Origin of the sequence: Allomuricauda sp. MMSF_3307 (assembly GCF_030733585.1) — a bacterium.
Lineage (GTDB): Bacteria > Bacteroidota > Bacteroidia > Flavobacteriales > Flavobacteriaceae > Flagellimonas.
On sequence record NZ_JASHIQ010000003.1, the window covers coordinates 24373 to 36528 of the forward strand.

Genomic DNA, 12156 nt, shown 5'->3' on the forward strand with positions numbered 1-12156 from the left:
TTCAATTCGTCTTGGTAAGTTACGGCATTCCGTTCACTTCTTCGAATCAAATAGCTTTTTGCTCATTCTCATATCGGCATATCTAGGGTCCTGTACGTAGTTTTCCTTTTTCATTTTGATGACCTCAATGCTCAGGAACCCGAATTCTTCCACGACTTTACCATAAAATCGGTAAATGCCCTTGCCCCTAAAATAGTATTTGGCGGCAACGGGCGGAAAGAGTACCGTATCGAAGACTTCGCCGTGCTGGTCTACTAAAGTGGCAAAGTGCATGCGCTTGCCGTGATGGGTGGAGGTGTTTTTTACCGTGATCAGATACCCATAAATATCGATGTACTTGTTGAGGTACCGTTCCAAGTCTTTTTGTCCGTTGTCGTTTTTGGGCGCTTCCTCCAACAATTCAAAAGGGCTGCAGAGACAGAAGCCCAAAAGTTCCCATTGTTCAAAGGCGGTCTCCAATGTTGTGCTGTTGAGCTGGGGCATCTGAAATTTTTGATGTCTTGGCGGAAAAAGCTTTGGGTGTTCCAATCGGTCGTTCTTGGAGAGCATCAAGTGGGCTTTCCAGAGCAGTTCGTGCTTGTTGATGCCCGTAAACCGAAACGCATCGATACGGATGAGGATGGAAAGTTGTTCCATTCGGATGAACACGCGGTCCAAAAAATCTTCCAAAGAGGAAAAACTCCCGTGGAGCATCCGTTCTTTTAGGATGCGTTCCATGACCCTGCTCTCCAGGTCGCGGAGGTACATCATTCCCAAATAAATGTGCTTGCCGTAAATTCGGTTGACAATCATGCTTTTGTTCACACAGGGCGGATGAATGGTCGCACCCATCATACGGGCATCGTGCACATAGAATTCCGAACGGTAGAACCCGCCGCCATTATTGAGTACGGCCACCATATATTCCAAGGGAAAATAGGCTCTCAAAAATAAACTTTGATAGCTCTCCACGGCATAGGAGGCAGAGTGCCCCTTGGCAAAAGCATAGCCTGCAAAGCTGGCCACTTGGTTCCAAATTTCGGAGATGAGGGATTCCGCGTACCCTTTCTTCCTGCAATTGGAAATGAACTTGTCCTGTACCTTTTGGAACTCCTCCCGCGAACGAAACTTGCCGCTCATGCCCCTGCGGAGTACATCGGCCTCACCAAGGTCCAGACCGGCAAAATGATGGGCCACTTTGATCACATCTTCTTGGTAGACCATCACCCCGTAGGTGTCCGGCATAATCTCCAACATCACGGGATGTGCCTTTTCCTCGGTTCGGCCCTTATTGCGATGGCGCAGAATATATTCCCGCATCATCCCGCTTTTGGCCACACCGGGACGGATAATGGAACTGGCGGCCACCAAACCCAGATAGTTGTCAACTTGAAGTTTTTTGAGTAGCATGCGCATGGCGGGCGATTCCACATAAAAACAGCCCATACATTGTGCGGTCTTGATCAAGTTGTTGATGACGGGGTCTTTTTTAAACCCTTTGATGTCATGTATGTCGATATCGCCATATTTTTCGGGTTGGTTGTAGGCAACGATTTCCAGTGCCTCTTTAATCTTGCCCAAACCACGCTGCCCCAGAATATCAAACTTGTACAGGCCAACATCTTCAGCGATGACCATATCATACTGCGTAGTGGCGAAGCCTTTCGGCGGCAAATGGGTGGCCGAAAACCAATGCAAGGGCTTGTCGCTGATCAAAATACCTCCGGCGTGAATGCTTAAATAATTGGGTTTACCCTTGAGCAAGCTGCCATATTTCAGTACGAGTTTGGACACATGGTCCAGTTGGTCAAAATCATATCTTCCCGCCAGCAAAAAATCAATGTCCTGTGGCGGGAGTCCGAACACTTTGCCCAGTTCGCGGATAACGCCCCGCTCCTTAAAAGTGACATAGGTACCGAGCAGGGCCACGTGTTCAAAGCGCTCGAAGATGTATTTGGTCATGGCAGGGCGATCTTTCCACGAAAAATCAATGTCAAAGTCGGGCGGATTGGCCCGGTAAAGGTTGATGAACCGCTCAAAATACAGGTCGAGCTCCATAGGGTCCACGTCGGTGATGCGGAGCAAGTAAGCAACGATGCTGTTGGCGCCACTGCCTCGGCCTACATAAAAGAAACCTCTTCGTCTTGCTTCGGAAACAATATCCCAATTGATCAAAAAGTAGGAAACGAAACCCATTTTTTTGATGAGTTCCAATTCCTTGTTCAATCGGTTTTTGATGGAATCGTTCACTTCTTCATACCGATAGGGGAGTCCCTCGGCACAGAGTTGGTCCAAGAGTTGTTCATCTTCTTCCACACTTCCCAAATAGGTTTTCAGGTTTTGGGGTTTTCTGTCTTTGGAAAAATCAAAATGGATACTGCACTTGTTGAGCAGTTTTTCCGTGTTTTCCAGAATAAAGGGGAACTCCGAAAATGCCGCAGCCAGATTCTGGATAGGATACATTTTTTCTTCCTCGCTGGCCTCCTCTTCCTTTGGAAGTTTGCTCAGCAGTAAGTTGTTGTCGATGGCCCTGAGCAATCGGTGGGCGTTAAAATCCTGTTTGTTCCGGAAGGTAACGGGCTGCTGTACCACCAATTTATGGGTGAGCGATGCCAATTTGGAAAAGGGAAGCCTTCGCAAGTCTTTGATGGAGATTCCCACAAACTCATGCTCCTGAAAATTATCCAGTTCGTTGAGCAGTACCTGCTCAAACGGATATACCACAAACGCATTCTTAAAAGCTGGTGCCCGATGGGGAATCTTCAATCCATGGTGAAGGTGTTGGGACAAAAAATCGTTCAGTTCCAGATACCCTTCGTTGTTTTGTGCAATCCCGATAAAGCAGGGGAGCACTCCGTTCCTAAAATCGATGCCCAAAATGGGTTTGATGCCAAATTCCGGTGCTTTCCGAACAAAGTTCAATCCCGCTGAGGTATTGTTGATGTCCGTAAGCACCAGTTGGGTCACATGGTTCTGTTCGGCCAATTGCAATAGCTCCGCCTCCGAGAAAGTCCCGAACCGTAAACTGTAATATGTGTGGCAGTTTAAATACAATTGTCAGTTATCAATTATCAATGTCCAATTATCAGGTTTGGCTGTCGTATCGAGCGTAGTCGAGATACGATACCGATTTGTAAAAACCTCTAGATTTAAACTTAGCTTGCATCCAGAAAGCCGTCTTGTATCTTGTGTCTGACAGCGTAGCGGTCTCAAGTCTGATTACTGTTTTCTATGCGCCAATACCACGGGCGGCTCCCCGTTAAATGGGTTGCGCATGCTTCCAATGGTCTTTGCGTCCATGGCGGAAGCGCGGACCACGCTCCGGCATCCAAATCGGTTCCGCACATAATCCATGGCCTTGTATAGGTTCAAGGTTTCTTCGGTATCCTCGAAAAGGTTGATTTGGTAATTGCCCGAGACCAAGTGACTGAACCGAATCCCGATGAGGCGGACCAGCATCCGTTTGTTGTACAGCGAGTCGAATAGCTCCAATATTTTTGGGATGAGCACATGATCTGCACTTGTGTACGGAATACGGGATTGCTTGGAATAGGTATTAAAATCGGAATACCGGATTTTTACGGCAATACAGGCCGTTAACTTATCGCCCCGCCGTAGTTGGTAGGCCAAATTCTCGGTCATGGCAATCAAAATGCCCCTTAGTTTGATGACATCGATGGTATCCCGGTCAAAAGTCCGTTCGTTGGAAATGGATTTTCTATCGTGGAATGGGATTACGGGGGTGTTGTCTATCCCATTGGCCCGTTTCCAGATGAGTCTACCGTTGGCACCCAATACCCGTTGCATAATGTCCATGGGCATATCTTGAATGGTCTTTACCTGCCGTATGCCCAAATTTCGAAGGGTTTGATAGGTTTTATCGCCCACCATGGGTATTTTTTTGATGGAAAGTGGAGCCAAAAAAGGTTTTTCCAGACCAAAATCGATTTTGAGCTGATTGTTGGGTTTGGCTTCGTTGGTGGCCACTTTGGAAACCACTTTGTTCACCGATAACCCAAACGAAATGGGCAGTCCCGTTTCCCTAATGATTTTCTGGCGCATTTCCGTGGCGTATTTGTAGCAGCCAAAAAAACGGTCCATCCCCGAGAGGTCGGCATAAAACTCGTCAATGCTCGACTTTTCGAAAACGGGTACATGTTCTTTGATAATCTCCGTGACCACATCCGAATATTTGCTGTAAGTGCCGGCGTTTCCACGAATGACCACGGCCTCGGGACAAAGTTCCTTGGCCATTTTCATGGGCATACCGGAATGCACACCAAATCCACGGGTCTCGTAGCTGCAGGCCGCCACTACGCCACGGTCGCTGGTGCCGCCCACCAATAAGGGCTTGTTTTTAAGCTCTGTATTGATGATGCGCTCCACGGACACATAAAAAGTATCCAAGTCAAGATGCAAAATCGTCTTTTCCATTGTTCAGTTGAAGGAAAGCTAAATTATGGAAATATTCCTATAAAATGGAAATAATCCAAAAAATAAATATCAACAACCCGTGCTGTTATTTTTTCCGAAAAATCATCCTATCTTTGTATCGTTGTGTTGGATTCCAGTCGCGATGATTGGAATCAGGTTGAAGCATCAAATCGATGCTCGCCAATGAAAGGCTTTCCTTTTGGAAGGCTTTTTTTGTTCGTGAGACCCAGTTTTGGACTTGTTCAAAATGCTAGGTCGAACAAATTCCGCTGAAAAGCGGAATCCTTTCCTAATGAATTGGGTGATAATGTCACTTTGAGCGCCCGCCTGCCGGACGGGCAGGCAGTCGAGAAGTCTCTTTGCCAAAGGTCTCGACTGCGCTCGACCTGACAAATAACAAAGCATTTTTGGTAATTCGTGCAATTCGTGTCGAGTCACTTAACCAAGCAAAAGATTCTTCGCTTGGCTCAGAATGACACTCAGATTTCTCAATCGTCGTGTTACTCCTAATTTCGAAATGACAGGTTAATTCTCTTTTGACAACGATGTCATTCGAATCAACTGAAGTAAAATACACGTCATGCTGAACTTGTTTCAGCATCTCATTCCAATTTGCTTGAGATTCATCACAAAACCTATCTTGAGCGTAATCGAGAAGTCTCTAACTAGATATTTGGTCTCATATCTCGACTCCGCTCGAGGTGACAGCCCATAAAATATTAGTGAGCATTCGTGTAATTAGTGTCAAGCTATAAATTTAGGTTGGAAGCAATTATTAACTCTGGGTAATAGCATGTGCCACATGATGCACCAGCGAAGCGGCCAATTTTGCCGTTTGCCCATCAATATCGTACTTCGGGTTCATCTCCGCGATATCCATACTGATTAATTTTCCAGAGCCTATAATCGTTTTTAGGCATTCCAATACTATATACGGGCTAAAGCCCATGGGCGAAGGGGCACTGACCCCAGGAGCATAAGCAGAAGAGAATCCATCCAGGTCGATGGTCACGTAAATATGGTCCACATTCTTGGCAAAAGCATTGATCCAAGTGGTAATTTCTTCCACTAGGGGAATTTGGAAGGTATCGTTCATCACGTAGATGACATCAAGGTCCCTAGCGGTTTGAAATAGACTTCGGTCGTTGGCATCCCTTCGGATACCCAAACAGAGATAGTTGAAATCGATACCTTCTTTTTGACAATCCTTGGCTATTTGATAAAATGGGGTGCCCGAGTTGTTCTGCTCCGTGTTTTTCCGCAAATCAAAATGTGCATCAAAATTGATGACACCAATGGTCTGCCTCTCCTTTTTTGAATCCAAATAGTTTTTGATTCCGTTGTAGTGGCCGTAGGCCATATCATGTCCGCCACCCAGAATGATAGGAAATTGCTTCTTCTCCAAAAGAACAGATACGGCTTCGGCGAGTTTTTCTTGTGCTGACTCCATATCATCTCCTTCACAAACCACGGAACCTACATCGTGGAACCGTACATTGCCTCCGAGATGGTTGGGCATTTTGGACAAACTGCTTTTGATGACATCGGGCCCCTCAACAGCTCCGACACGACCTTGGTTTCGGCGTACGCCCTCGTCGCAGGCATAACCCAATAAGGCAATGGATTTTTTCTGGGCCTCTGGAAGCTCTTCCAAAGGGGTGCAATGCACTTTTTCGTGCAAATACAGCCACTTATTGGAGATTCTTCCGGTCCAAAGGTCTTTTTTCGGGGGAGTGTAGTGTTTCATCACATTAAAAAAGGTCGTCCAACATATCCGTCTCCACAAGATAGGGCAAAGTTACCTTTAAATCTGGGGTGCGTTCCATTTCTCGTTCAATGGCAAAACGGGCTTCTTTGTTCCGTGCCCAGCTTCTTCGGGAAATCCCATTGTTCACATCAAAAAACAGCATTTTCTTTAATCGGTTTGATGCCTCTTTGGAACCATCCAGCACCATGCCAAATCCACCATTGATCACTTCGCCCCAGCCAACGCCGCCACCATTATGGATGGACACCCAAGTGGCTCCCCTAAAGCTGTCGCCAATCACATTCTGAATGGCCATATCGGCGGTAAATTTGCTGCCATCGTAAATGTTACTAGTTTCTCGAAAGGGCGAATCTGTTCCGCTTACATCGTGATGGTCGCGTCCCAAAACCACGGGTGCACTGATTTCTCCCTTGGCAATGGCCGTATTGAAGGCATCCGCGATTTTGCTTCGCCCCTCGGCATCGGCATAGAGGATTCGAGCTTGCGAACCTACCACCAATTTGTTCTGTTCCGCTTCCGAAATCCATTTGATGTTGTCCTGCATTTGCTGTTGGATTTCTTCGGGCGCTTCGGATTTTATCTTTTTCATCACCTCAAGGGCAATGGCATCCGTTTTTTGAAGGTCCTTCGGATTGCCCGAGGTGCAGACCCATCGGAAGGGGCCGAATCCGTAATCAAAACACATAGGCCCCAAAATATCCTGAACGTAAGATGGATATCTGAAATCAATGCTGTTTTTGGCCATTACATCGCCGCCTGCCCGGGATACTTCCAATAGAAAGGCATTGCCGTAATCAAAGAAGTAGGTGCCTTTGGCCGTATGTTTGTTGATGGCATTGATCTGTCTCCGCAACGATTCCTGTACTTTCTCTTTGAACGCTTTCGGGTTTTCCACCATTAAGGCGTTGGATGCTTCAAAAGAGAGTCCTGCTGGGTAATAACCGCCTGCCCAAGGATTGTGCAAGGAGGTTTGGTCGGAACCCAGATGAACAAAAATATTTTCCTCATCAAATCGTTCCCAAACATCCACCACATTGCCAATGTAAGCCAAGGAAACCACTTCCTTATTTGCCACGGCCTCTTTGGTGCGAACGACCAACAGGTCCAAATCGGCCAATAATTCATCTACCCAACCTTGTTCGTGTCGTTTTTTGGCAGCTTCGGGGTTGACTTCGGCACAGATGGTGATGCCCCCGGCAATATTTCCTGCTTTGGGTTGTGCACCGCTCATTCCACCCAAACCAGCGGTCAAAAAAATCTTGCCTTCGGTAGATTCATTTTTCTGCAATACTTTCCGGAAAGCGTTCATAACGGTGATAGCCGTTCCATGGACGATACCCTGAGGACCAATGTACATATAGGAACCCGCCGTCATCTGTCCGTATTGTGTTACACCAAGTGCATTGTATTTTTCCCAATCATCGGGTTGGGAGTAGTTGGGAATCATCATCCCGTTGGTGACCACGACTCTTGGCGCTTCCTTGGAGGATGGAAAAAGTCCCATTGGATGCCCGGAATACATGTGCAGGGTCTGTTCCTCGGTCATTTCAGCCAAATATTTCATGGTGAGCAGGTACTGTGCCCAATTTTGAAAAACTGCTCCATTGCCCCCATAAGTGATCAATTCTTCGGGATGCTGGGCCACAGCAGGGTCCAAATTGTTCTGGATCATGAGCATGATGGCTGCCGCCTGATGTGTTTTGGCAGGATATTCCGAAATGGGCCGGGCATACATTTTATAATTGGGCTTAAACCGGTGCATGTAGATTCGACCATAGGTTTTGAGTTCCTCGGCAAATTCGGGGGCGAGTTCCTTGTGCCAGGCTTCAGGAAAATACCGTAGGGCGTTTTGTACGGCCAATTTCTTCTCTTCCTTGGATAGGATATCCTTTCGTTTTGGAGCTGGGTTGCCGTTTATGGAATATGGTTTTTTTGCGGGAAGCTGCTCGGGTATGCCTTGTAATATCTGTTGCTGAAATTCAGTCATGATTCAATTTTTAGTGGATGGGCGTTCCTTTTTTCCAAACTTCACTAGGCTTTAATTGCCCTTGGTGATAGGTGATTTCTTGATAATTAGCCGTCGGGAAGATTACAAAGTCAGCTACTGCTCCAGCCTCCAGTTTGCCCCGGTCTGTCAAACGCAAAGCTGCCGCTGCCCTCGAAGTGATACCTGCCAAAACTTCGGTGTTCGAGAGTTTTTCAAAGGTGCCTAAAATACTGGCTTGGGTCAACAGGTCGCCCATAGGTGCGGACCCTGGATTGTGGTCACTGGCAATGGACAAAGCACCTCCTGCATCCAAAATTTTGCGAGCAGGAGTATAGGCACATCCCAAACCGAGGGATGCTCCGGGCAAGGCCGTGGCTATGGTATTACTTTTGGCCAATAATTGAATCTCTTTTTCGGTGCTGACCTCCAAATGGTCGGCACTTACGGCATCAAATTCAACGGCAACCTGACTGCCGCCCGTGGTAAATTGGTCGGCGTGCACGGTGATGTCAAACCCCATTTCTTTCGCCTTTTGGAAATAAGGTCTGATTTCTTCAGGGGAAAAAGCACTTTCTTCAACAAAGGCATCCACCCGGCGAGCCAAGTTTTCTGCTTTGATCATCGGGAACAATTCATGAATGATAACGTCCAAATACTCCTTATCCTGATGCCAATCTTTGGGTTTCATGTGGGCAGCCAAACAAGTCGGTATCAAAGAGGGGTTAGTGGTTGCATTGGCCTGTTGGATAGCACGGAGCATTTTCAATTCTTCATCCACAGAAAGGCCGTATCCGCTTTTTACTTCTATGGTGGTAACACCGTTTTTGAGATGCTTTGCGCTTCTGGCAAGAATCCCTTCTACCAATTCTTGTTGTGATGCCTTTCGGGTCTGGGTCACTGTGTCCCAAATGCCCCCGCCTGCCTTGGCAATCTCCAAATAGGTTTTCCCAGCATTTCGGTAAGCATAATCTCGGGCACGGGTTCCGCCAAAACAAATATGGGTGTGCGAGTCTACAAAGCCAGGCAAACAAATATGTTCTCCTTCAATATGGTGGATGTCGACATCTTCGGACTTTAAGTCATCAAAAACACCCACTTTTAGAATTTTTCCTTCAGAAATCAGAATGCCGCCATTTTGAATGATGGGCAGTTGCTCATCTTTGAGCGCTCCTTTTAAGGGGAGTCCCGTCATAGGAAGCAATTGGGCAAAGGGGCCTATCAATAGTGGTCTGTTCATGCTAATATGTTTCAAATTCATCAAGGTGTGGTGTATTCCACTTCAGCTGTTTTTCATCCATCACACGGTCTACCAAATCAATGATTTCACCGTTTTGGATGATTTCGATTCCTTTTTCGATGTCATCGGCAAAGACACGGTCGTTTTCGGCAAAAGCCACCTTGGTTCTCAGGAAGGTATGGATTTCATCCAACAGAATGCCCGATTTTAAAGGTTTTCTGTACTCAAAGGCCTGTGCTGCCGTCAACAATTCAATGGCGAGGATTTTCTCTACATTCCCAATAATGTTGAGTGCTTTTCTGCCGCTGATGGACCCCATGCTCACATGGTCTTCCTGTCCCAAAGAGGTTGGGATACTGTCTGCACTGGCAGGGAAACACAAACTTTTGTTCTCGCTGGCCAAAGCAGCCGAAGTGTACTGCAAGATCATATAGCCCGAATTGATGCCCGTATCCTTCATCAATAATTTGGGAACACCTGGGCTATTGCCTTCCAGGGCCAAGTAGATGCGTCGGTCGGAGATGTTTCCGATTTCCGAAGCGGCCAAAGCTGCATAATCCAAGGCCATGGCCAATGGCTGTCCATGAAAATTGCCTCCGCTAATGGTCAATTCATCATTGATAATGACAGGATTGTCGGTGACCGAGTTGAGCTCGATTTCCAATAGCTCTTTCAGGTGAAGCCAAGCATTTCGCGAAGCGCCATGCACTTGCGGCATACAACGAAGGGAGTAGGGGTCTTGCACCCGTTCGCAATCGATATGGTCTTCCAAGATCTCGGAACCTTGGAGCAGGGTGCGGATCCTTCCCGCTACGTGCTGATTGCCTTTGAAGGGCCGTAGTTTATGCAATTCTTCAAAAAAAGGCTTCATGGAACCTTGCAGTCCTTCGAGCATCATGGCACCGACAATATCTGCTTGACGCAGACAGCGTTGCAATTTATGCAGGACCAACACCCCGTGGGCTGCGATAAATTGGGTACCGTTGATCAAGGCGAGACCTTCTTTTGGACCCAATTCCAAGGGTTGCAACCTTGTTTGTTGAAATAATTCTTGCGTTGGGATGGTTTCACCTTGGTATTCCACCTTACCCAAACCAATTAATGGTAAAAACAAATGGGATAGGGGCGCCAAATCGCCAGAAGCCCCAACCGAACCTTGGGATGGCACCACGGGAATGGCATCGTTTTCCAAATGCCAAAGCATGCGTTGCAGGGTGGTTTCGGCGATGCCTGAATAGCCCTTGGCCAAGGCATGGATTTTTAGAATCAACATGATTTTGGCCAATTCCGTGGAAATGGGTTCCCCGACGCCTACGCTGTGACTTTTCAGTATATTGGATTGAAGGATTTTGGTGTCCGCTTTGGAAATTTTGGTGTTGCACAAAGGACCAAAACCTGTATTGATGCCATACACGGTATCGCCTTTTTCCACGATACGTTGCACCCGTTGGTAACTTGCATTCACATTTTTCAGGCATTTATCTGAAAAAATGCCCTTAATGGTTCCTTTGGCCAAACCCAACGCTATGCTTGCGGTTAAATGGTCTTCGCCAAAGTGAAATGTTCGGTCTGTCGCCATGTTTTTAGATTAGATTACTAACTGATTGTCCGCGATACTCCCATGAATTAAAAGATGTCAGGTCGAGCGCAGTCGAGACCTTTTTTTAGGAATCTAAGTTCAATAACTTCTCGACTGCGCTCGAAGTGACATTGAGGTATGATTAATCGCGGTTATTCAAAAGTATCAATTAGGTTTAATAATTGCCAATACTTATTTTTGTATGAATCAATAAGTATGAATTATCAGATAGAGCTTCGACATTTCATCTATTTTTTGGCCGTGGCCGAAGAGCTTCACTATCGGAAAGCTGCCGAAAAGCTATTTATTTCTCAGCCTGGTTTGAGTACCCAAATCAAACAGATGGAGGAAATATTGGGAACGCAGCTTTTTGTGAGGGACAAGAAGAAAGTCAGCCTGACCCCAGCAGGTGAGTTTTTGAAAAAAGAGGTGGAGTTCATCCTGAATCATTTGGAACAGACCAAAAAGCAAGTTAAACTCATTGGAGAGGGACAGTTAGGGGAAGTGCGAATTGGTTTTTTGGGTTCGGCCATGCAAAATGTTGTGCCGAATCTATTGCTGCAGTTAAAGGAAAAGTTTCCCACCGTGCACACTACTTTGGAGGAGCTTTCCAATCGTGCACAGATCAATGCTATTTTGGCTGACCGTTTGGATTTGGGCTTTGTCCGATTGTCGCGTGTCCCCAGAGGACTCGAGGTTAAACCTGTTTTTGAGGATACCTTTTCCTTGGTATTGCCGGAGAATCATCCTTTGGATGAATCCAATTTTATGGGTATCCATCAGGTGGCGGATGAGGATTTTATACTGTTTTCCCAAGATTATAGTCCCATGTACTATGATACGGTGCTCAGTATTTGCGAGGATAGCGGTTTTGTGCCCCGGGTTTCCCATAAATCGGTGCATGCTCAGACCATTTTTAAATTGGTAGAGAACAAACTGGGTATCGCCATTGTACCGACTACGCTTCAATATGGATTCCAAATGAAGGTAAAGTTTATTGAAATGGAAACTATAAAGCAAAGGGCCATATTGAGCATGGTCTGGAAAACGGATAATCGGAATCCTGCGCTCCAAAAATGTATGGACTTGCTCAATAAATTATGATGTGAATATTTTGGGGTGTAACTTTGGATTTGTCAATTCGAGTGATTTTTGGAGGAAGCGAAGAAAAT

7 protein-coding genes are annotated in these 12156 nt (G+C 46.4%); 1 reads left to right on the plus strand and 6 read right to left on the minus strand.

The window, feature by feature from the left end; translation table 11 throughout:
• Positions 1 to 33: 33 nt before the first annotated feature.
• The 6 genes from RBB12_RS08490 to hutH form a co-directional block, all read right to left on the minus strand.
• Positions 34 to 3033 (minus strand): DNA polymerase III subunit alpha, encoded by a 3000-nt coding sequence (locus RBB12_RS08490; protein WP_306013793.1) that lies wholly within the window; start codon positions 3031 to 3033, stop codon positions 34 to 36.
• Positions 3034 to 3198: 165 nt separating this feature from the next.
• Complete coding sequence (gene dinB / locus RBB12_RS08495; RefSeq protein ID WP_306013792.1) at positions 3199 to 4413, minus strand: DNA polymerase IV; 1215 nt, start codon at positions 4411 to 4413, stop codon at positions 3199 to 3201.
• Between the two features lie 775 nt (positions 4414 to 5188).
• Complete coding sequence (hutG, locus tag RBB12_RS08500) at positions 5189 to 6160, minus strand: formimidoylglutamase (RefSeq protein WP_306013791.1); 972 nt, start codon at positions 6158 to 6160, stop codon at positions 5189 to 5191.
• Between the two features lie 4 nt (positions 6161 to 6164).
• On the minus strand, positions 6165 to 8168 hold the full coding sequence (locus RBB12_RS08505) for a urocanate hydratase (protein ID WP_306013790.1): 2004 nt from the start codon (positions 8166 to 8168) through the stop codon (positions 6165 to 6167).
• A 10-nt stretch (positions 8169 to 8178) separates the two neighbouring features.
• Positions 8179 to 9405, minus strand: a complete 1227-nt coding sequence (gene hutI, locus RBB12_RS08510; RefSeq protein ID WP_306013789.1) for an imidazolonepropionase — start codon at positions 9403 to 9405, stop codon at positions 8179 to 8181.
• Between the two features lies 1 nt (position 9406).
• Entirely contained in the window at positions 9407 to 10984 is a 1578-nt protein-coding gene (gene hutH / locus RBB12_RS08515; protein ID WP_306013788.1) for a histidine ammonia-lyase, read from the minus strand.
• 216 nt (positions 10985 to 11200) lie between these two features.
• On the opposite strand from hutH, the gene RBB12_RS08520 reads away from it, so the two are divergent.
• A complete protein-coding gene (locus RBB12_RS08520) occupies positions 11201 to 12088 on the plus strand; it encodes a LysR family transcriptional regulator (protein WP_306013787.1) in 888 nt (295 codons plus the stop codon).
• Positions 12089 to 12156 lie beyond the last annotated feature (68 nt).

Bases quoted from the DNA above. Each gene is read 5' to 3' on its own strand.
- dinB (WP_306013792.1), bottom strand. From the start codon at position 4,413: ATGGAAAAGACGATTTTGCATCTTGACTTGGATACTTTTTATGTGTCC.
- hutG (WP_306013791.1), bottom strand. From the start codon at position 6,160: ATGAAACACTACACTCCCCCGAAAAAAGACCTTTGGACCGGAAGAATC.
- RBB12_RS08505 (WP_306013790.1), bottom strand. From the start codon at position 8,168: ATGACTGAATTTCAGCAACAGATATTACAAGGCATACCCGAGCAGCTT.
- hutI (WP_306013789.1), bottom strand. From the start codon at position 9,405: ATGAACAGACCACTATTGATAGGCCCCTTTGCCCAATTGCTTCCTATG.
- hutH (WP_306013788.1), bottom strand. From the start codon at position 10,984: ATGGCGACAGACCGAACATTTCACTTTGGCGAAGACCATTTAACCGCA.
- RBB12_RS08520 (WP_306013787.1), top strand. From the start codon at position 11,201: ATGAATTATCAGATAGAGCTTCGACATTTCATCTATTTTTTGGCCGTG.